Source organism: Leeuwenhoekiella sp. LLG6367-2.1 (genome assembly GCF_045055775.1).
In the GTDB taxonomy this organism is placed as follows: domain Bacteria; phylum Bacteroidota; class Bacteroidia; order Flavobacteriales; family Flavobacteriaceae; genus Leeuwenhoekiella; species Leeuwenhoekiella aequorea.
Genome location: NZ_CP159331.1, coordinates 2,814,250 through 2,836,388, shown reverse-complemented (window position 1 = coordinate 2,836,388; position 22,139 = coordinate 2,814,250). Strand labels below are relative to the sequence as shown.

General features: G+C 35.6%; 19 protein-coding genes and 1 riboswitch. Of the genes, 10 read left to right on the top strand and 9 right to left on the bottom strand.

Features of this window, described 5'->3' with window-relative positions:
- Positions 1-20: 20 nt before the first annotated feature.
- Complete coding sequence (locus ABVM53_RS12695) at positions 21-1,871, top strand: DEAD/DEAH box helicase (RefSeq protein ID WP_405326640.1); 1,851 nt, start codon at positions 21-23, stop codon at positions 1,869-1,871.
- A gap of 73 nt (positions 1,872-1,944) precedes the next feature.
- Positions 1,945-2,730, top strand: coding sequence for a carboxypeptidase-like regulatory domain-containing protein (locus tag ABVM53_RS12690; RefSeq protein WP_128757274.1), 786 nt, complete (start codon positions 1,945-1,947; stop codon positions 2,728-2,730).
- 80 nt (positions 2,731-2,810) lie between these two features.
- Here ABVM53_RS12690 and ABVM53_RS12685 read toward each other — a convergent pair whose 3' ends face one another.
- Entirely contained in the window at positions 2,811-3,476 is a 666-nt protein-coding gene (locus ABVM53_RS12685) for a TrmH family RNA methyltransferase (RefSeq protein WP_405326637.1), read from the bottom strand.
- A 112-nt stretch (positions 3,477-3,588) separates the two neighbouring features.
- On the opposite strand from ABVM53_RS12685, the gene ABVM53_RS12680 reads away from it, so the two are divergent.
- Both ABVM53_RS12680 and purB read left to right on the top strand, forming a co-directional pair.
- Positions 3,589-4,269, top strand: a complete 681-nt coding sequence (locus tag ABVM53_RS12680) for an SIR2 family NAD-dependent protein deacylase (RefSeq protein ID WP_405326634.1) — start codon at positions 3,589-3,591, stop codon at positions 4,267-4,269.
- Positions 4,270-4,395: 126 nt separating this feature from the next.
- Entirely contained in the window at positions 4,396-5,739 is a 1,344-nt protein-coding gene (gene purB / locus ABVM53_RS12675) for an adenylosuccinate lyase (RefSeq protein WP_371456247.1), read from the top strand.
- A 153-nt stretch (positions 5,740-5,892) separates the two neighbouring features.
- On the opposite strand, the gene ABVM53_RS12670 is transcribed toward purB, so the two are convergent.
- The 6 genes from ABVM53_RS12670 to ABVM53_RS12645 all read right to left on the bottom strand — a co-directional run bounded on the left by ABVM53_RS12670 (position 5,893) and on the right by ABVM53_RS12645 (position 11,347).
- Complete coding sequence (locus ABVM53_RS12670; RefSeq protein ID WP_405326631.1) at positions 5,893-7,080, bottom strand: acetate/propionate family kinase; 1,188 nt, start codon at positions 7,078-7,080, stop codon at positions 5,893-5,895.
- 15 nt (positions 7,081-7,095) lie between these two features.
- On the bottom strand, positions 7,096-9,189 hold the full coding sequence (pta, locus tag ABVM53_RS12665) for a phosphate acetyltransferase (protein ID WP_405326628.1): 2,094 nt from the start codon (positions 9,187-9,189) through the stop codon (positions 7,096-7,098).
- A gap of 139 nt (positions 9,190-9,328) precedes the next feature.
- Positions 9,329-9,871 carry a DUF4252 domain-containing protein gene (locus ABVM53_RS12660; protein WP_371456244.1) on the bottom strand — a complete coding sequence of 181 codons (543 nt, stop codon included), beginning with the start codon at positions 9,869-9,871 and terminating at the stop codon, positions 9,329-9,331.
- Position 9,872: 1 nt separating this feature from the next.
- Positions 9,873-10,397, bottom strand: coding sequence for a DUF4252 domain-containing protein (locus ABVM53_RS12655; RefSeq protein ID WP_405326625.1), 525 nt, complete (start codon positions 10,395-10,397; stop codon positions 9,873-9,875).
- 16 nt (positions 10,398-10,413) lie between these two features.
- Entirely contained in the window at positions 10,414-10,851 is a 438-nt protein-coding gene (locus ABVM53_RS12650; protein WP_405326622.1) for a hypothetical protein, read from the bottom strand.
- Entirely contained in the window at positions 10,838-11,347 is a 510-nt protein-coding gene (locus ABVM53_RS12645) for an RNA polymerase sigma factor (RefSeq protein WP_405326620.1), read from the bottom strand. Before ABVM53_RS12645 ends, ABVM53_RS12650 begins: the two co-directional genes overlap by 14 nt.
- Positions 11,348-11,457: 110 nt before the next feature.
- Here ABVM53_RS12645 and ABVM53_RS12640 point away from each other — a divergent pair, with 110 nt between their 5' ends.
- Both ABVM53_RS12640 and ABVM53_RS12635 read left to right on the top strand, forming a co-directional pair.
- Positions 11,458-12,900 carry a S41 family peptidase gene (locus ABVM53_RS12640; protein ID WP_405326617.1) on the top strand — a complete coding sequence of 481 codons (1,443 nt, stop codon included), beginning with the start codon at positions 11,458-11,460 and terminating at the stop codon, positions 12,898-12,900.
- Between the two features lie 59 nt (positions 12,901-12,959).
- The gene (locus ABVM53_RS12635; RefSeq protein ID WP_405326614.1) at positions 12,960-14,447 is read left to right on the top strand and encodes a S41 family peptidase; all 1,488 of its coding nucleotides are present in this window, start codon (positions 12,960-12,962) and stop codon (positions 14,445-14,447) included.
- A gap of 78 nt (positions 14,448-14,525) precedes the next feature.
- Here the strand turns inward: ABVM53_RS12635 and ABVM53_RS12630 are convergent, their stop codons facing one another.
- Together ABVM53_RS12630 and ABVM53_RS12625 are read right to left on the bottom strand one after the other, a co-directional pair.
- On the bottom strand, positions 14,526-15,593 hold the full coding sequence (locus tag ABVM53_RS12630; RefSeq protein WP_405326612.1) for a YncE family protein: 1,068 nt from the start codon (positions 15,591-15,593) through the stop codon (positions 14,526-14,528).
- A 10-nt stretch (positions 15,594-15,603) separates the two neighbouring features.
- Entirely contained in the window at positions 15,604-17,442 is a 1,839-nt protein-coding gene (locus ABVM53_RS12625; protein ID WP_405326609.1) for a TonB-dependent receptor plug domain-containing protein, read from the bottom strand.
- 29 nt (positions 17,443-17,471) lie between these two features.
- A riboswitch (cobalamin riboswitch) is annotated at positions 17,472-17,700 on the bottom strand.
- A 71-nt stretch (positions 17,701-17,771) separates the two neighbouring features.
- Here ABVM53_RS12625 and ABVM53_RS12620 point away from each other — a divergent pair.
- The 4 genes from ABVM53_RS12620 to rmuC are packed head-to-tail and all read left to right on the top strand — an operon-like array spanning position 17,772 to position 22,134.
- A complete protein-coding gene (locus tag ABVM53_RS12620; RefSeq protein ID WP_405326607.1) occupies positions 17,772-18,944 on the top strand; it encodes an ABC transporter substrate-binding protein in 1,173 nt (390 codons plus the stop codon).
- Positions 18,937-19,965 (top strand): FecCD family ABC transporter permease, encoded by a 1,029-nt coding sequence (locus tag ABVM53_RS12615; protein ID WP_405326605.1) that lies wholly within the window; start codon positions 18,937-18,939, stop codon positions 19,963-19,965. The genes ABVM53_RS12620 and ABVM53_RS12615 overlap by 8 nt, the downstream gene beginning before the upstream one ends.
- Before the next feature lies 1 nt (position 19,966).
- Positions 19,967-20,758, top strand: a complete 792-nt coding sequence (locus ABVM53_RS12610) for an ABC transporter ATP-binding protein (RefSeq protein ID WP_405326602.1) — start codon at positions 19,967-19,969, stop codon at positions 20,756-20,758.
- Positions 20,759-20,799: 41 nt separating this feature from the next.
- Positions 20,800-22,134, top strand: a complete 1,335-nt coding sequence (gene rmuC / locus ABVM53_RS12605) for a DNA recombination protein RmuC (RefSeq protein ID WP_405326599.1) — start codon at positions 20,800-20,802, stop codon at positions 22,132-22,134.
- Positions 22,135-22,139 lie beyond the last annotated feature (5 nt).

The window sequence follows — 22,139 nt, the reverse complement described above, 5'->3', positions numbered from 1 at the left end:
ATTTGAGATAATTTTTTTATATGAATACATTTAAAGCGTTAGGACTTAATGATGCCATCTTGCAAGCTGTAACCGATATGGGTTTTACAGAGCCTTCAGAAGTGCAAGAAAAAGCCATCCCGGTCCTATTACGCGATGCAACAGATGTGGTTGCACTCGCTCAGACAGGTACAGGTAAAACGGCAGCATTTGGTTTTCCGCTTATTCAAAAAGTAGATGCAACCAGTCGCAAAACTCAGGGGCTTATAATTTCCCCTACTCGTGAACTTTGCCTACAGATTACAAATGAACTTAAGAGTTACTCAAAGTATGTAAAAGGTTTAAACACCGTGGCAGTTTACGGTGGTGCTAATATTCAAGAGCAAGCTCGTCAAATTTCTCGTGGTGCACAGATTATTGTTGCAACACCAGGACGTATGCAAGATATGATGCGTCGTAACTTAGTTGATATTAGTGGTATTGATTTCTGTATCTTAGATGAGGCAGATGAGATGCTTAATATGGGCTTCTATGAAGATATAACTGCAATTCTTGCAGATACTCCAAAGACGAAGCAGACGTGGTTATTTTCTGCTACAATGCCTAAAGAAGTTGCTCGTATTGCGAAGCAATTTATGAACAATCCTATTGAGATTACGGTAGGTACAAAAAATATGGGTGCAGAAAATGTATCTCACGAGTACTATCTAGTGAACTCAAGAGATCGTTATCAAGCACTTAAGCGTCTTGCTGATGCTAACCCAGATATTTTCTCTGTTATATTTTGTAGAACAAAGAGAGATACTCAGAAGGTTGCCGAAAATCTTATTGAAGATGGTTATAATGCTTCTGCTCTACACGGAGACTTAAGCCAGAATCAGCGTGACCTTGTGATGAAAAGCTTTAGAGCTCGTCAAATACAAATGCTTGTGGCTACAGATGTTGCTGCTCGTGGTATTGACGTTGATGATATTACTCACGTTATTAATTACCAATTACCTGATGAAATAGAAACCTATACACACCGTAGTGGTCGTACAGGTCGTGCCGGTAAAACGGGTATCTCAATGGTAATTGTTTCTAAAAGTGAAATACGTAAAGTAAGAACATTAGAAAAAATCATAAACAAGAAGTTTATACAAAAAGAGATTCCTACAGGAATGGAAATTTGTGAAGTTCAGTTAATGCACCTTGCAAATGACATTCGTAATACTACTATTAATGATGAAATAAATCCGTATTTATTCAGCATTAATGAAGTTCTTGAAGGCTTAAGTCGTGAGGAACTTATTAAGAAAGTATTTTCTGTAGAATTCACTCGTTTCTTTAATTACTACAAGAAAACAAAGGATCTAAATGCCGGAGTTGTTGCAGATATGAAAGAAGAGTCTGGGGAATCTACAAGATATTTTATCAATGTAGGACAGCGTGACGGATTTGACTGGATGAGTTTAAAAGACTTCTTAAAAGATCTTACCAGTCTGGGTGAAGGAGTTTATAAAGTTGACTGTAAAGACTCATTTTCATTCTTTAATACAGATACTGAACACAAGGATACTATTTTAGCTCTTTTTGAAGATTTTAATCTTAAAGGACGCTCTGTACACGTAGAGATTACTAAAGACACCAGAAGTGGTGGCGGCGGTGGCGGAAAACGCAAACGCAACGACAGAAGAAGTGGTGGTTCTGGAGGCGGCGGAAGACGCAGAGATGACTCTGGTGGAGATGGCGGATTCAAGAAGAGAAGATCATCAGGAGGTTCAAGCTCTGGAGGCGGTAGAAGTCGCAGCAGTGAAAATGCCGGTGGTGAACGCAGAGGTAAAAGTAAACCGGAAGGAGAACGTGAAAATAAGAGTCCGTTTTCAGGAAAAAGAAGAAGGAGAGATCGTTAATACATCATTAATTTTCTAAGATTTGTCACATTTGGTATGGTTTTACTGTCTCTTTTTCTAAATTGATTATACTATGAAGAAGATTTTTATACTACTCCTATGTATTGTCTTGCCCACTTTTGCCTTTGCGCAAAGCACAGTGACAGACGATACAGAAGAATCGCTTATTGAAGGTACTGTTATAAACGCAACTACAGAGGAGGTTCTTGAAGGAGTTAATATTATAAATCTAAATACTGTAAAAGGGACAACTACCGCTACAGATGGAACTTTTAAAATCAGGGCGTCTTCAACAGACACCCTGTTTTTTTCATTTTTAGGTTTTAAAACATTACAAGTACGTGTTACAAATGACTGGAAACGTTTTGGCGATGTGAAAGTTAAAATGACAGAAACCGGAATCGCTTTAGAAGAGGTTGTCGTTAAAAATGTCGAATTAACTGGATATCTTGAAATTGACGCTAAGAACGTTCCTGTTTATAAAAATGTGCGTTATAGTATTTCTGGTTTAGATACTGCTTACGAAGCGGGTAATTCGCAACCGGGTGCCATAAACAAAGTATTGAGTGCTATTTTTAATCCGGCAGACTTTTTAAATAAAGTCTTTTCGAATAAAAGTTCGCAAATGCGCAAACTTAGGCAAATGAAAGAGGATGATAATATTAGAAATCTTCTGGTAACTAAGTTTGATAGAGAAACGTTAAGTGCATTGCTACAGGTTCCTAAAGAAGATATAGAAGCTATTCTTGGAAGATGCGACTATTCACAGAGCTTCGTAAAATCTGCTAACGATCTTCAAATATTAGACGCGTTGAGCAGTTGCTATGAAGAATATAAAGTTCTCAATAGAGATAAATAACAAGTAACTCAAGTTTTTAAAATAGTAAAGTCCGTAGTATTCACATACTACGGACTTTACTATTTAAATTCAATTCTATGTTAATTAGAGCTGTTATTTTCTAATTCATAACGTGTCACTAGTTTGTCATAATCTTTCAAATTTCTTTTAAGCCATAGCTCCTTAATATCAAGACAGTCCGACGCATTTAACTGCCAGTCAAGATTAGATTTGCGTAAACGTTGTGTAAGTTCTTGAAGTAAAATTGCCGCACATACAGAAATATTAAGACTTTGAGTAAAGCCAAATGTGGGTATGTAAATGTATTCATCTGCAGCCTCTATTACCGTATCTGTTAGCCCATCTTTTTCACTTCCGAAAAATAAAACAGTAGGTTGATCTAATACAAAATCTTCCAATTTATGCGCAGTATGATGCGGTGTCGTAGCAACAATTTTATAACCTTTACCTTTTAAGGAACTCAATGCTTCTTTGGTGCTTGAATATCTATTTACAGTAGTCCATTTCTGCGCTCCCATGGCGATTTCTCGATCTATACGCTTTCCTTTTAGCTCTTCAATTACGTGCACATCTTGCACACCAAACGCATCGCAACTACGCATCACCGCACTGGTATTATGTAAATGACCTACGTCTTCTATAGCTACTGTTAAAAAACGGGTACGCTGTGCCAGTACCTCTTTAAAAAGTTCTTGACGTCTGGGCGTGAGATAGGTTTCTAAGTAATTGTGAAGACTTTGTTTCATACTGTTCAAAAATAAAATAAGCTAAGCAATCACGCTTGATAATCTCGTTATTTGTGTTTAATTCTCATCGATGATGGTTATTTTTATACTGGATAAATTATCGGCATAAATTATGAAAAAGGTAGTAGTACTTTCTGGTGCAGGAATCAGTGCAGAAAGTGGTCTTAAAACATTTAGGGATGCTAATGGATTATGGGAAGGTCACGATGTAATGGAGGTCGCCAGTCCAGAAGGATGGCAGAAAAATCAAGATCTTGTTCTGCATTTCTACAATGAGCGCAGACGTCAATTAAAGACTGTAACTCCCAACGCAGCCCATTCTGCATTGGTAGATTTAGAAAAGCAGTATGAGGTATCTATTATCACACAAAACGTAGATGATTTACACGAGCGTGCCGGCAGTAGCTCGGTAATTCACTTACACGGCGAACTTTTAAAAGCCAGGAGTTCTGTGGATGAAAATATTGTTTTGAATTGGGATACAGACATTTGCACTGGTGATTTGTGTGAGAAAAATAGCCAGTTGCGACCTCATATAGTATGGTTTGGAGAGCAAGTTCCGCTACTTGAAACTGCTGCGCATTTAGTATCTCAAGCAGATATAATTATAATCGTAGGGACATCGATGCAAGTTTATCCAGCCGCAGGGCTTATCGATTATGCTAAGAATACCGCTCACATCTATTTTATAGATCCTAATCCGGCATTAAAATCAAAACAAAATTTACACATAATCCCAGAAAAAGCGTCTATAGCATTGCCTAAGCTGGTTGACGAATTGATGCCCAACTAAGGCTTTGATATTTTCATTCTTAGAAATTAAATATTCTGAAACAATCTGGTAACGCATTCTTGCCCTTTGTAGTTTGTTAGTAGGATATAGCTGCGTATCTTTGCTTCTTAAAATTAAAATGCAATTATGTCGCTATCTTCATTAGAAGCTGTATCACCTATAGACGGTAGATATTCAAGTAAAACCGAAATATTATCTGCTTTTTTTTCTGAAAAAGCACTTATTAAATACCGTGTAAAAGTAGAAGTTGAATATTTTATTGCTTTATGCGAAATTCCGCTTCCTCAACTAGCAGACTTTCCGAAGAAGCATTACGCAGATTTGAGAGGTATTTATGATGATTTTTCTACTGAAGATGCAGAGAACGTTAAAAAGATTGAAAACGTCACCAATCACGACGTCAAAGCCGTTGAGTATTTTATAAAAGAGAAATTTGATGCACTGGGACTTACTCAGTCTAAAGAATTTATACATTTTGGACTTACCTCTCAAGATATAAATAATACCGCAATTCCTTTAAGTCTTAAGGACGCAACAAATCAAGTTTACATACCTCAACTTCTTGAAGTAATCGACCATTTAAAACAGTTAGCAGATGAGTGGGAAACTATTCCTATGCTCGCTCGTACTCACGGTCAGCCAGCCTCTCCTACTCGATTAGGTAAAGAAATTGAAGTGTTTATTGTACGTCTGGAAGAGCAAATACGACTGCTTAAGGATATTCCGAGTGCGGCAAAATTTGGTGGTGCTACAGGTAACTTCAATGCACATCACGTAGCATACCCACAAGTCGACTGGAAAAATTTTGGATCTTCGTTTGTAAACGGAACTCTTAAACTTCATCATTCTTTCCCTACTACACAAATAGAGCATTATGATCATATGGCTGCTCTTTTTGATACAATGAAGCGTATAAATACGATTATCATAGATCTAAACAGAGACTTCTGGCAGTATATTTCTATGGAATATTTTAAGCAAAAAATTAAAAAAGGTGAAGTTGGTTCATCTGCAATGCCACATAAAGTAAATCCTATTGACTTTGAAAATAGCGAAGGAAACTTAGGAATTGCAAATGCTATTTTTGAACATCTATCTGCTAAGCTTCCAATTTCTAGATTACAGCGCGATTTAACAGACAGTACCGTACTACGTAATATTGGCGTGCCTTTAGGTCATACAATAATAGGATTTCAGAGCACTTTAAAAGGTCTAAACAAATTGCTATTGAACGAAAGTAAATTTGCTAAAGATCTTGAAAATAACTGGGCAGTTGTAGCAGAAGCTATCCAAACCATTTTGAGAAGAGAAGGATATCCTAATCCTTATGAAGCTTTAAAAGGGTTAACCCGTACTAATGAGGTAATTAATCAAGCATCTATGCACGCTTTTATAGATACATTAGATACTAGTGCTGCTATTAAACAAGAATTAAAAGCTATTACTCCGTCAAACTACACGGGTATTTAAATTACAATAGAAAATCGCTAAATCTGATCTGAGTACAGGTTTGTGTAGTATTCTCCCTGCGGGCCTAGCAGGAATACTTAATCAAACACAAGTACTTTCAGGTTTAGCGATTATTTTTTAAATAATTCCGAGTTGAATATAACCAATAAAGCGTTAGTCTTCGATTAAATCAAAAACCTGATTTGCTATTTCTAACTCTTCATTTGTAGGAATAACTAATACTTTTACGCTAGATTCTTGAGCGTGAATCTCTCTTAGCTTCTTAGAACGTTCCGCATTGCTGTTTTCATCCAGATAGATACCTAGATAATTCATATTACGGCAAACTGCACTACGTAAATAACTACTATTTTCTCCAATTCCTGCTGTAAAAACTAGAGCATCCAAACCGTTTAATGCAGCAGCATATGCACCAATATATTTTTTAATACGGTATGCATTCATTTCCAGAGCTAATTTGCACGTGGCATCTCCACTCGCCGCAGCTTCTTCAATATCTCTTAAATCGCTAAAACCTGTGAGTCCCAGCATTCCGCTTTTTTTATTCAGAATATCATTAACCTCGCTTATAGAATATCCTAAATGTTCTTGCATATAGAATACCACGCTCTGATCTATGTCTCCGGCGCGAGTACCCATTATAAGACCATTTGCAGGTCCAAAGCCTAACGAAGTATCTATGGGAAGTCCATCTTTAATTGCAGCCATACTACAACCATTACCCAAGTGAATCGTAATAATCTTTGATTCTGGCTTCTGTAAATAGTCAATAGCCTTTTTACTTACATATTTGTGACTAGTCCCGTGAAAACCATAGAGTCGTATTCTGTTTTCAGTCATAAAATGTTGTGGTATAGCATATTGATATGCCATTTGCGGAACAGACTTAAAGAAAGCCGTATCAAAAACACAGAACTGAGGCGCCTTATCAAAAAGCTTTTCGGCAACTTCAATTCCCGTTAAATTTGCAGGATTATGTAAGGGTGCCAAAGAAAATAAGCGCTTGATGTTTTCCTTTACATCTTCATTAATTTCTATAGTTTCCGTAAAACGCTGTCCGCCATGAACCACACGATGTCCCACAGCATCTACCTCATCTGTATCATCAATAACCCCATATTTTAAATCCATCAAGAGACTAGAAATTTTGTATAAGCCTGCAGTATGATCTTCAAAATGTGCTTTTTCGGTAAATTCTCTCATCCCGGCTTTATAGGTGATTTGACCACCATCTATACCTATACGCTCCACAATACCCGATGCCATCACACTCGCTTCAGGCATACATATAAGTTGAAATTTTATTGAAGAACTTCCGGAGTTTATAACTAATATATTCATCTGTTATCTTTTATTTTACAAGCCCTGTGCCTGAATTGCAGTAATAATCACTGTGTTAAAAACATCATCTACAGTACAACCTCTACTTAAATCATTTACTGGTTTATTTAAGCCTTGAAGCATAGGGCCGATTGCTAAAGCTCCCGTCTCACGCTGTACCGCTTTATAGGTATTATTACCTGTGTTTAAATCTGGAAAAACTAGAACACTTGCTTCCCCGGCGACTTCAGAATCTGGTAGTTTACTTTTACCAATGGTCGCATCTACTGCAGCATCATATTGTATAGGCCCTTCAACTTTTAAATCTGGACGTATTTCTTTAACAAGTAATGTTGCCTCTCGTACTCTATCTACATCTGCTCCTTTTCCGGAAGTACCTGAAGAATACGATAGCATAGCAATTTTAGGCTCTATACCAAATGCCAAACTACTTTCTGCGGAAGAAATAGCGATCTCTGCTAATTCTTCTGCTGAAGGATTAGGATTAATTGCGCAATCTCCAAAAACAGAAACCCGATCTTCAAGACACATAAAAAATACCGAAGACACTACTGAAACTCCAGGTTTAGTTTTTATAAACTGAAGCGCTGGTCTTATAGTATGTTGTGTAGTATGAGCCGCACCACTTACCATACCATCTGCGTGACCTTTATAAATCATCATTGTACCATAATAGGAAACATCTGTCATCCAATCTCGGGCAATGTCCATATTTACATTCTTATGTTTACGCAATTCATAAAAGGTTTTCACGTAATCATCAAAATGCGCAGACTTTACAGGATCTATAATGGTGATTTTCTCCAGATTGAGTGGTAAGTTTAATTGTACAGCCTTTTCTTTTACTTTATCAGGATCTCCTAGCAAAGTTATTTTAACGATATCTAACTCAACTAGTCTTACAGCAGCAGTGAGAATACGTGCATCTGTACCTTCAGGCATCACGATATGCTTTTGTTCTGTTCGTGCTCGTTTCATCAAGCCGTACTGAAACATTCTCGGAGTAATACCTCTAGGTTTGAGATTAATAAGTCGTTCTATTAATTTATCAAAAGAGACTTCTTTTTCAAAGACGGTAAGTGAGGTTTCAATTTTTGGTTTGCTTGAAGCATAAATTTGGGATTTGATATTACCGATACGATTTGTAACCGAAAATGTGCCATCACCTACTGAAACTATAGGAACTATTTGAGAAAGACCACGTATGAGCTGTAATATGGGTTCCTCTGGTATGAGACCACCGGTAAGTATAATACCTGAAATTCGTGGATAATTAGTAGATATATGCGCTTGTAAAGCACCTAAAATAATATCTGCTCGGTCGCCTGGAGTAATTACCAGACTATCTTGCTTAAGATGAGTTAAATAATTTCTAAGCTGCATCGCCCCTACCCCAAAATTGCCGGTTTGATTGTCTAAAAGATCTTCGCCAAAGAGCACTTCACCATCTAATGCATATACAATTTCTTTAATGGTAGGATGTGCAAGTTCTTCAGTATATGGAATGGCATATACATCTACATTTTCTGGCAGAAAATTGCGTAATCCTTTTTTTACCTTTTTTAAATTAGAACTCTGCACCTTGTTTGCCACTACTCCTATTACCGAAACATCTTTATCGAGAAAGCTGGTATATGCAATTTGTAAACTTCCGAATAAATCATCTTCAGATTTCCCTACACCATTTCCTACAAGGATTACTGGAAGTCCAAGATTTTTAGCGATCAGCACATTGGTATCAAATTCAAACACGGTGCCTTCTCCTGTAAAATCTGAACCTTCAACAAGTATAAAATCAAAACGCTCTTCAAGGTTTTTATATTTTGTAATTATCGTATCGAGAATTTCACCTGCTTTTCCTTTGTTACGTTTTTTAATTACCTCACTTCTTGTAAATGCATACGCCTCTTTATAATCTAACTGGATATCAAAATATGAAAGAATCGTATTAATGTGATTGTCCTTTTCCTTGTTTTTCACATCATCTATTATGGGTCTAAAGTAACCTACTTTAGCAGTTTTTCCAAGTAGTGTACGCATAAGACCCAGTGATATTATTGCTTTACCGCTATTAGGTTCTATAGTTGCTATGTATATTCCTCTGCTCATCGTTTTGTGTATTTATTTAAAAATACAATTATTCATTTTTAACCCCATAATAGTTGCTAATTATAAGTCGTTAAATCTTATATAAAACAAAAAAGGATCTCTCACGAGATCCTTTTTTAAACTTTAATTTGGGTGGCTGTTATTTGTTATTAAAAACATCCATTACACCTTCAAAACCCGCAGTATTAAATGCAGTACTACTTGTATCCATAGTCTCTGCAAAGCGTACCATATCTGCGACATTCATTTTATCGCCAAGAACACGAGCTAGTAAAAAGCCCTTTTTTTCGTCTTGAGCAAATACGACTATCTCATCTATAGACTCTTCCTGACTTTTAATAAATAAACGCATCCGCTGATTGGGATTTCCAAATTTCATCAGCTCCTCATAATTATCATCTGCAAGAATCTCTTTTACTTTTAAGGTTTCAGAAGTATAAAAATCACTATCTGTTTTAGCATAAGCCAATAGATTAACTTTCTTTACCGACTTCAATACCTTCTTTTGATCTTCGGTCATTTCTTCTGCAGATGGAGCAATCAAACTTGTAGGCACATCTACTAAAATAAAAGCATCATTTTCCTTACTATCAACATAGTACTCCTGAAGCGTTTGCTTGTCTTGACAACTCGTAAAAGCAATTGCAAAGAGGATTACAAAAATTCCTTTTATTGCATTCATATTAATTTACTTTTACATTTTTAAGCTGCTCACTTCCTTTGAAGTTGATGCTGTTTGCGATTTTACCAATTTCTTTTAAGTTGATATCACCCGTTATCCTAATTAAAACAGTGTCTTCCTTGCTTGAAACTCCATCTAAAAACATCACAAACTCACTTACAAAATTGTCGCTCTTTCCCGGTTTGTAGTAAAAATTTACATTTTTACCTTCATCCTTAACCTGCATTAACTGCTGCAAATTTGCACTTGTAAGATAAGACTTGAACTCACCCTTTAACTGCTGGGCAGCAATAGCATTTTTTGTTGTGAACACCTTAATATCCTGAAGACTGTTAACCATCTCAATGTAACTCTTCATTTCTGGATCTTTAGAATCAAGATCCATATCACTAAGAAGTTTAAACATTTTTTGATTCATTACCATAGAGGTAACTCCTTGCATATCTTCAAACTTTTCAAAGTTTTTTTGTGCAAAAGCGGTAAAACTAAATCCTACCAGTATTAATGTAATTACTAATTTATTCATCGTTTTTTGATTTTAATTATTTTAAAATTTCATTGGTGGTTTCTTCAAATGCATCTAGGTTATCTAGTTGCGCTGTACTTTTATTCATAAAATTACCCATCATAAAAAGGGCTTGCTTTGTTTTAAGGGCTGCAATTTCAGGATCTTTATAAGTACCTAAGTCATTATCAGACCCACGTTTATTATTAAACGTCAAAAACAGTCCTAAACAAATCATAATGCTTGCTGCAATAGGTATCCACTGCCACGATTTTTTAGTTTTAGGCAATTCTATTTTACGATTAAAACGTTCTTGTTTTGCTTTCGCGAAAGCGGTAAAAAGAGGCGTATACTCCTCCAGATGCGGGGCTACTTCATCACTAGTAAAGTAATCCCTCAACTTAGCCTCTTGCTCTAAGGAAGTAGTTCCCTCAAAGTAAAGCTCAAGTAGATTTTCGATCTTATTTAATTCCATAATTATGTTTTTTTAGCAATTCTTCACGTATCGTTTTTCGAGCTCTAGACAGCGCAACACGTACCGCTGTTTCATTTAAATCTAATTCTTTTGCAATCTCACTATTAGTATATTGTTCAACATCTCTTAAATGCAATATCATACGTTGCTGCTCTGGCAAATCATTCATTAATATATAAACCCAATTCACACTATCATTAACTTCACTCGCTCTAACAGTGTTATAATGATGATCTTCATAGTGAGTATGCACCAGTTGCAAATTAGAACTGCTCTTGGCTTTTAGCTTATCTAAACAGTAATTCTTAGTCATTGTCACTGCAAATGCCTCTATACTACGCAACTTCGCAATCTTCTTACGCTGTGACCATAATTTGATTAAAATTTCCTGAGTTGCATCTTGAGCTTCATCTTCAGAAACTAGCAGTCGTTTAGCAAGGCGATATAACCTGTCCTGAACTGGAGTAACTTTCGATAAAAACTCTTTTTGGTTCATTTATTGTTAAGGTTAGTTATAAGGAAGACGACTAGCTCTTATTTTTGTTACAGCGATAAAAACCAATACTACAATTATACCGTATTTTTAATATGTACTTAAACAGTTTTATGAAGAAGACTACCTTGCCCCTAATTCTATTTTGTTGCGCATTATTTACCATCTCATGTAGTGAAGATCGTGATGATGTGCAAATAGTAAGTAATCTGGAAATTAAGAATTTTATTTATTCAGCAATGAATATTTACTACCTCTACAAACCAGATGTTCCTGTTTTAGCAAATGATTTTTTTAATGATCAGAGTGAACTAAATAGCTATTTAGATCCATTTAATACTCCCGAAGACTTATTTGAAGACTTACTTTCTGGTCAGGATCGATTTAGCTTTATTACAGATGACTATCGTGAACTAGAAGACAGATTTGCCGGTGTAAGTAAAGATAATGGTCTTGAATACCGGCTGGTGCGTGTAGCTCCGGGTAGTAACGATATTATAGGTTATGTGCGTTATATAATTCCTAATTCTGACGCTGCGACAAAAGAAATTAAGCGAGGAGATGCCTTCACTCAGGTTAATGGCACTTCTTTAACGCTTACAAATTATATCGACTTGCTTGCATTGGACACGTATACACTAACACTTGCAGATATCACAAATGATGGAACGACCACTTCTATAATTGAGAATGGCAGAAATGTTACGCTTACCAAAGAGGAAGGTTTGATCGAAAATCCTATTTTGATATCTAAAACACTTACCATTGATGGGGCTAAAATTGGTTATCTAATGTATAATGCATACACAGCAGATTTTGATGATGAACTAAATACGGCATTTGCACAATTTAAGGCAGATGGTATAAGTGACTTAGTCCTGGATTTAAGGTACAACGGTGGTGGATCTGTAGAATCTGCAGTTGATCTAACCGCGATGATTACCGGTCAGTTTAACGGTGAAATTATTACTAAGCAGCAATGGAATCCTGAACTACAAGCTGCATTTGAATCTAACGACCCTGAAGATTTACTCGATCGCTTTAATTCTACTATTCGTACCGGCGAATCAATTAATAGTCTTAATCTTTCTCGATTATTTGTTATAGGTACCGGTAGTACTGCCTCTGCAAGTGAACTTACAATTATAGGACTTAAACCTTATATTGATGTAAAAACTATAGGCACCACAACGGTAGGTAAATTTCAAGCATCAACTACGCTGTACGATTCAGAAAATTTTGGGAGACAAAATGTAAACCCAAACCACTTCTATGCTATACAACCTTTAATCTACACGTATGCAAATGCTAGCGGAACTGTAGGTCCTGCTACAGGAATTGTACCTGATTTTGAAATTGCTGAAACTCCGTCTAATCTTGGAATACTAGGAGATCCTAATGAACCTTTATTAAAAGTCGCGATTGATCAAATATTGGGTCGCAGTTCAGCAACTAAAAGCTTTAAATTGGAAAACCCTATGGAAGTTGTAGGAGAAAGTAAAATGTTTACTCCTAATTTTCAGCGTATGTATGTTTTAGACTTGCCAAATAGATAGTTAAATCCTATTTTGAGCAGCAATATTTACCCAAAATCATTAATTTTTTAAAAATAAATATGAAAAAGTATTTTTTAGTAGCGCTTTTGGCAACCGTCAGTTTTAGTTCCTGTTCTACAAGTGACGATGTTCAAGAGCCCGAAGTAATTGATCCGGTTGTAGAACCAGAACCAGAAGAAGAGTTAGATCGTGCAGATTATCCTATTCAGGATTTTATGTATGGAGCAATGAATTTGTATTATCTATATAAAGGAGATATTCCTGAGCTTGCAGATACTTTCTTTACTGATGAGGACTCGTACATAAAATATCTTTCAGAAAACCCAGATCCAGAAGCATTTTACAATGATGAATTACTATCAGATCAAGATCGCTTTAGTTTTCTTACCGATAATTATATTGAATTAGAAAATAGTTTTTCTGGTGTAAGTAAAAGCAACGGATTAAAGTTTAGTCTTGTCCGCTTTTCAAATTCAGATAATATTTTCGGTTATGTACGTTATGTAGCGCCAAATTCTACTGCTTCTGAAACGATTATTGAACGCGGTGATTTATTTACTGAAATTGATGGTACAACGCTAACAATAAACAATTATCAAACCTTGTTAGCTCAAGACACCTACACGTTAAATATAGCTGCTGTAGCAAATAATACGGTAAGTCCTACGGGTGAGACCGTAACGCTAAGTAAAGTAGAAGGATTTGAAGAAAACCCAGTATATATCGCTAAAACATTAGAAATCGACGGCGCAAAAATTGGATATCTAATGTATAATTCATTTGTTTCTAATTTTGATGATGAGCTTAATAATGCATTTGCTCAATTTAAAGCAGATGGAATAACTGACTTAGTTCTAGATTTACGTTATAACGGTGGAGGTTCTGTAGCGACAGCTATCGACTTAACATCTATGATTACTGGTCAATTTGATGGTGAAATTATAACTAAGCAACAATGGAATGCTGAAGCGCAAGCTTATTTTGAATCTGAATCCCCGGAAAGTTTACTAAGTAGATTTAATTCTACAATTTATACAGGTACAGCTTCAGAACAACCTATAAATAGTCTAAACCTTATGCGTTTGTACGTTATAGGAACTGGAAGTACAGCTTCTGCAAGTGAACTTACAATTACAGGTCTTAGACCGTATATAGACGTAAAAACTATAGGTAGTACCACAGTAGGTAAATTTCAAGCATCTACAACTTTATATGATTCAGATAATTTTGGCAGAACAAATGCAAACCCAAATCATACGTATGCGATACAACCCTTAATCTATACTTATAGAAATGCAGATGATGTGGTAGGACCTCCTACAGGTATAGAACCGGACTTTGAATTAGAGGAAGATCTTACAAACCTTGGGGAATTGGGTAATCCTACCGAACCTCTTCTAAGCTTAGCTCTAGATCAAATATTAGGTAGAAGCAGAAGTACAAAAAGAAGTGCGGGACCTGCTTATCAACTTATTGGGGAGACCGATATGTTCTCTCCTACCTATCAGAGAATGTACGATAACAAACTTCCCAACATAAATAAATAATAAATCTATTAGTAGAGCATAAAAAAATCCGCTGAATTATCAGCGGATTTTTTTATGCCTTAAAGTTTATGAAACTGTTTAGTTGAAATAGAAACCGTTTGGTCCTAATCCAACTGTTATATTCTTTAATAAACTTCCATTTGTTGAATAGATTTCAACAAAGCTATCAGAAGAAAAATCTCCTCCGTCAGCGATGTAAATACGACCATCTTTTGCAGCAAAGCCATACATTGCGCCATATTGAGATGTAGAACTATATGTAAGAAGCGGTTTTTCAGGTTCAGTTGTACTGTTTTGTTCCATCACATAAACAGACCGATTGACAGTGAAATAAGCTTTGTCATCTTCTAAAACTAAATTTGATGCTCCACTCAAATCTGAAAATTCTAAATTACTTATTTGCTCTCCATTATCTTTATTAAACACCTCATATGAATTACTAGAAAGTGTATAAATTGAACCGTCTTCTATATCAAAAGAATTGACTCCAAAAGCAGTAGAAATTGTTCGTACAACAGCATTGGAAGAAGGGTTTATCACATTTATAGTATTTCCATAACCAAAAGAAGAACCATTTACATAGATCAATCCATCTTCTTCTTCAATCTGCTCCGTATAGCTATTGGTTTCAATGGTTGATTCAACAGATAAAGTTTCTAAGTCAATTACCGCAATGAAATCATCATAACTTGATGGAGGGTTATCATTGTCATAAGTATAATCATCAAAGGTATTGTTATTGGTTACATAAGCTTTACCTTTATATACAACCCCGTATTTTGGTACAGTTAAACCTTCATCAATCACATCAATTAACTCAAAAGTGTAACGGTCTACTACAGTAATTAAATTTGATCCATTAGAAATAATGTAAGCTCTATTATTATCATCAAAAAATATTGATTGTGTGTATGCTCCTAGGTCTGCTGCATTAGGATTAGCGCTTGCAAAAATATCTTGCTCCACGTCACTAAGATCGTCACTTATATAAGTTACTGTACCTATTCCACCCTCATTCAATACAAAAAAACCATCAGTATAATCACCTTCGGGAACTTGATCGATAAGATCATCTGTATCATCAGAACAGCTGTTTAAAATAAATACGCTTAACAGCGCTAAAAGTGTAAGTTTATTGATTTTCATTTTTAATTGTTTATAGTTTAAAATTTAAATACATAGTATAGTTTCGACCTGGCATCCAGCGATTCTCAACACTTTGATATTCGGCATCAAGAAAGTTATTGACTCGCCCACCCAGTTCAAATTTTTCTAATTTTCCTAAGCGATAACCCAGACTAAAATTGCCTAAGTTATAGCCCTCCAGATTGTAACGACTGTTATTATCACTACGCGTAAAGACCTCTCCTACTCGTAAAAATTGCAGGTTAGCATTAAATCTGCTGTAATCATAACTCACATTTACCGTTGCCTTATGATATGGAACATAGATGAGTTGGTATCCTGTTTCCTCATTTTCAGAAACTGTATAGGAATAAGTGGCATTAGTAGAAATTATGTGATTATTCTGAAATTTTTTAGACCAACTTAGAGAAGATTCCAAACCATATATACGCACCTTATCTTCATTAACCGGTCTCCAGACACCATCATTAGCAGGAAGCCACCTTATCATATCTGTAATTTTATTGTAGTAAGTAGATAGGATAGCTTTAAAATTATTGAGAGTAAAAGCTACTCCAACTTCTCCCTGTAACGATTTTTCAGGAAGTAAATCAGGATTGCCGGCTGAAGGCCAATAGAGATCGTTGTACGTGGGAATTCTAAAATTTCTGGAAGCATTGAAATTTAAGCTAAATAAGCTGTTTAAATCTTTGGTAGCTGCAAGTGAAAACAAAAACGGACTTTCGTAATTATCAGTAGCTTCTTTTCTAAATCCTAGTTCGTAATTAAATTTTGGGTCTATTCTGTGTTTTAATAAAAGAGCTGCTGCAAATATATTTCGTTTGTTTTCGCCCAAACTGGAACCTTTTCCATTTGTGTTTGTATTGGTTAAGACGGTATTTAATTTTAACTTATCTGTAATTGAATAACTCAGATCATACTTAGCCACAACAGTTTTCGCCTCTCCAAATGAAAAGGAATCGGAATTGATATTTAGGAAGTATTTGTAATTTTCTTCTAAGTAAGCCAGTCGGGCGATCGAAACAAACTCACCAAAATGACTTTCCCATTCTAGAAGATTCTTACTATTTACATCTTGATATTTTGTTCTTGTTTCTGAAGTTCGTAATACCGAAAAATGACGTTCACCATCAAAAATCTCACTGAAGAAGCGTAGCGAATTTTGATTGTTTATTTTAAAACCAACTCCAACATTTAATGCTGTATTTTCAAAACCTCCATTTAGATTTTTACTACCATTAGGAAGCTCATAATTATTGTCACTACTAGTTCTGGCTAAAGCTAAATTTAAGCTCCATTTTTTAGTTCCAAGATTTAAATTATATCGGGCGTCTTTAGTATTAAAACTGCCATACTGTGAAAAAAGATTGTGTGCAGTAGTATCTTCATATATTAGTCTGGTATTCAAATGAACACTACCACCTATCGCTCCTGAGCCATAAACTATACTACCTCCACCACCTCTTACCGATATCTCGCTATATGCGCCTGCATTGACCGTATTAAAATCAAGCTGACCATTAAACTGAGAATTTATATTAATCCCATTCCATAAAACGGCTGTTTGAGATGCACTTGTGCCTCTAAAAGAAGGTGAAGAAACCATTCCCAAGCCATTTTCCTTAAAATAAATAGGTGTATTAAAATTAAGCGTATTGGTAAGAAGTGCACTATTATTACGTAGCAGAGAATCTGATATACTAATAAGATTTCTTCCGGTAGAAAATTCCTTTAATTTAGAATCTGTCAAATACACAGAATCCAAAGCAGTAAACACGCGTTCCTGACCCGTAACCGATAATGTCAAAAGCATTACCGAAATAATAATGTAGTTTTTTAAATATTCCATATGCGCCAGACCTCTATCCCGAAAGTCATTTGTTAAATGTTATTCTTGGCAGGTCTCCTGGCTTGCGTATAAAGATTAACCTTCCCACCTCTTGAGGCAGTGGTATTTAAGAACAATCTTTATCATTCACTAATCGTGAACTAAGCTTACAGTTGCGGGAACAGCTCAGGACTATTTAAACTTGTGTTTAACGTAACCTGATTCCCTTTTAAGTTATTTTTCAGAATAAAAAATAACACCAAAAATTAAAGCGCGAAGTTAATCAAATGTGTAACGTTTGCTTGCTTTTTTTAATTAATCTTACTTTTGAAAAATGAATTATTAGATTCGTGATCAATTTTAAACCTACCTTAACCGAAATGCGCACTTCTGCAATAGTACTATTTATCTGTATTTCAGGACTTTTAAACTCTTGTAAAAAAGAAGTAAATAAGAAGACCTCTGTTAGTGAAAAAGGAATCAAACAACAAATCGATTATGCCACTGGTTTTGAGATTGTAGATTATGGAAGCTATAAAATTCTTTCTGTTACAAAGGCTTGGCCAGATAGTGAAGTCGTTTTCAACTATGCTTTAATAAAGGATGAGGCTGTTTTACCGAATGGAATAGAGGTTGATGCTACTATACAAATACCCGTTAAAAATATTGTAGTTACATCAACTACCCACCTTCCGGCATTAGAATTATTAGGGGTAACTCAAACCCTAAAAGGGTTCCCAAACCTTGATTATATCTCTTCAAAAACGGTGAGAAAGCGTATTACAGCCGGCCAGATAAAAGATTTAGGTCAAAACGAATCTATTAATACTGAAAGTACAATAAGTCTTCAACCTGATGTCGTGATAAGCTTTGGAGTTGCCGGTGAGAATAAAGCGCTTAATTCTATACAACGAGCGGGAATTCCTGTTTTTTATAATGGGGATTGGGTTGAGAAAACTCCTTTAGGCCAAGCGGAATGGATAAAGTTTTTCGCTGCACTCTATGATAAAGAGGCAGTAGTAGATTCTATTTTTAAAGAAATTGAAACGAACTATCTTACTTTAAAAAATAAAGCTCAAAATGCTACCTCAAATCCTACTGTGTTAAGTGGTGCGATGTTTAAAGATGTGTGGTATCTTCCAAAAGGTGAAAGCTGGGCTGCCCAACTTATCGCAGATGCAAATGCAGATTATTTATACAAAGATACCCAAGGTACCGGCAGTGCATCTCTAAGTATTGAAGAGGTACTTACTACAGCACAGAATGCCGACTTCTGGATTGCTCCCAATTCTTTTGAAAACTATGACGAATTAGGAAATACCAGTGCAGCTTATCAACAATTTAAAGCTTTTAAAGAACGAAAGATTTATGGATTTGCAAGTGCTAAGGGAGAAACCGGCGGCTTAATTTACTATGAATTGGCATCCTCCAGACCAGATTGGGTTTTGGAAGATCTTGTAGCTATTTTTCATCCCGAACTAGAATTAGATCATAAACCTCATTTTTTTAAAGCTCTTGATTAGTTCTGTAAATCATACTCCAAAATTTTTAGTACTGGTTATTTTATTAATAGCCTTTTTTCTAGTGAATATAAGTCTGGGAAGTGTACGTATTCCTGTAGATACTATTATTTCTATTCTTCTTGGCAATGATCACAACCAGGAAGCCTGGACATATATCATAATCGATTACCGAATTCCAAAAGCCATTGCGGCACTTTTAACCGGAAGTGGTCTCGCAGTTTCCGGTTTGATGATGCAAACCCTGTTCAAAAATCCCTTGGCAGGACCCTATGTTTTAGGGATAAGCAGCGGTGCCAGTCTGGGAGTGGCTTTTTTTATTTTAGGTGGTAGCGCCCTGGGGCTTTCATCCATATTAATCCCAGGAAGCTGGGGAACAATTATAGCTGCAAGCTTAGGCAGTTTTACTGTTCTAAGTGTCGTATTGTTAGTCGCTTCACGTGTACGAGATGCAATGGCTTTACTAATTATAGGTCTCATGTTTGGTAGTTTAACTGCTGCTGTAGTAAGCATCTTAGCTTATTTTAGTCCGGCAGAAGACCTGCAGCGTTACATGTTTTGGTCCTTTGGAAGTTTAGGAGATATTTCTTGGGGCGCTTTGCAATTGCTCTGTCTTTGTTATAGTATAGGAATAGTACTAGCATTAAGTATTTGCAAAAGTTTAAATAGTCTTTTATTAGGCGAATCCTATGCACAATCCATTGGTGTTTCTATACAGAAAAGCAGATTTATTATTCTAATATCTACAAGTATTCTTGCTGGAAGTTTAACTGCATTTGTAGGCCCTATAGCTTTTGTGGGGCTTGCAGTTCCCCATTTGATAAGACAATGGTTTACCGCATCAAATCACTGGGTTCTTATGCCCGCTTGTATGCTAGGTGGTGCTTTACTTTTATTATTTTGCGATACCATTGCGCAAATGCCAGGATTAGATTTTACACTTCCTATAAATGCAATAACTTCAATTATAGGAGCTCCCATTGTTATCTGGCTGCTTATTAGAAAAAAGAAACTCTTATTTTAATATGATCAAGTCTCAAGATAGTCAGAATCTTTATTGTAAAAACCTCTCAGTAGGTTACACAAATAATGGCAATAAGAAAATCATCTTAGAGGATATAAGCCTATCTCTCAAAAAAGGAAATTTCATATCATTAGTGGGTATAAATGGATCGGGGAAATCTACACTATTGCGCACATTAGCAGGTTTGCAAAAAGCTTTAGAAGGTGACGTATATCTAGACAAAAAGAAAATCGCTGCCATAGATCCGGTCCAAAAATCAAAAACGCTGAGTCTTGTCCTTACTAATCAGCAAATTTCAAAAAACTTAACGGTATTGGAGCTGGTCGCCTTAGGAAGACAGCCATATACAAACTGGTTAGGTACTTTAACTGACAGCGATAAAGAGCATATTTTAGAAGCTATTAGAGCTACTGAATTAGAAAATTTTAAAAATACCTCTTGTTTTGAATTAAGTGATGGTCAATTTCAGAGAGCTCTCATAGCACGTGCTCTAGCACAAAACACAGAAATCATTTTACTTGATGAGCCTACAACGCACCTGGATCTACACCACAAAGCTTCTATTTTTTTACTGCTGAAGAAAATAGCTCATACTCATAACAAATTAATTCTGAGCACAACGCATGATATAGAATTTGTTCTTTCCCTTTGCGATCAAATGATCGTTATCAAAGGAAAAACCTGCATTACTGATACTCCAGATAATTTAATACAATCCGGAGTCTTTGAAAATCTTTTCCCAGATAATACCATTGGTTTCAATACACAATCAAAACAATTTTTTATTAGATAAGACGCATACCTAATCTGTATCTTTGATAGAAATAAATATCAATGAACGAAAGCTTATTATTTTTAGGCATAGGATTAGGCTGTTTACTTCTTGGTTCTGTGCTTGGTTATTTTATTGCAAGACTTAAGAATAAATCAGAAACCGGGATGCTTACCGAGCGCCTAAATCTAAAATCTGAACAACTATCTCAATCTGAAAATAAATTAAAAGAGCAAAATCTTAAAAATGAGCATTTACAGCAAAAAAAAGAATTTTTGCAAAATGAATTGACCAGCACTACTGTAGCTTATGAAAATCTTGAGCAGCGTATAGAGGAGAAAACCGCCGAATTAGAACAGCTACAACAAAAATTTACTAAAGATTTTGAAATTGTGGCAAGTAAAATTTTAGATGAGAAATCCTCTAAATTCACACTTCAGAATAAAGAAAACTTAGATCTTATTCTAAAACCCCTGCACGAGCGTATTAATAGTTTTGAGAAAAAAGTAGAAGATACAAATAAGGAAAGTTTAGGTCGCCACAGCGAACTTAGACAGCAAATTAAGGGCCTTGCAGACCTTAATCTTCAAATGAGTAAGGATGCAGATAATCTTACAAAAGCACTCAAAGGTGATTCAAAAATTCAAGGTAATTGGGGAGAGCTTATTCTTACCCGTGTTCTTGAAAAATCTGGCCTAGAATTAGGCAGAGAATACACCATACAAGATAGTCATCTCACTCCAGAGGGTAAACGCCTGCAAACAGATGTTCTTATACATTTACCGGACGGCAAAAAAATGATCATCGATAGTAAAGTTTCTTTAACTGCTTTTGAACGTTTTGTTTCCGAAGAAGACTCCACTCTTAAAAGCTCTTACTTAAAGCAGCACATAATATCTATTAAAAAACATATAGAGACGCTAAGTAGAAAAAATTATTATACGCTTCTTGAGGAAAGTCCAGACACGGTCTTTATGTTTATACCCATAGAACCCGCTTTTGCGATTGCATCGGCAAATGAACCACAATTGTATGAAGATGCATTTACAAAAAATGTAATTATTGTAACCCCATCTACACTTCTGGCTGCACTAAAACTGGTTGAAAATTTATGGCAAAATGATAGACAAAAACGCAATGCGATCGAGATTGCTACTCAGGCTGGGAAACTTTATGATGCTTTTACCTTGCTTACCGATGAACTTATTAAAATCGGTAATCAATTGGGGACGGTTAGCGCTACGTATGAGCGCACTATGACTAAACTTACCGGAAGAGGTAATCTTATAATACGCGTAGAAAAATTAAGAAGTTTAGGTGCTAAAGCAACTAAGCAGCTAGACAGCAATTTAGTTAAAAGAGCTAATGATACTTTAGATTATGAAAAAGAAATTTAGAGTTG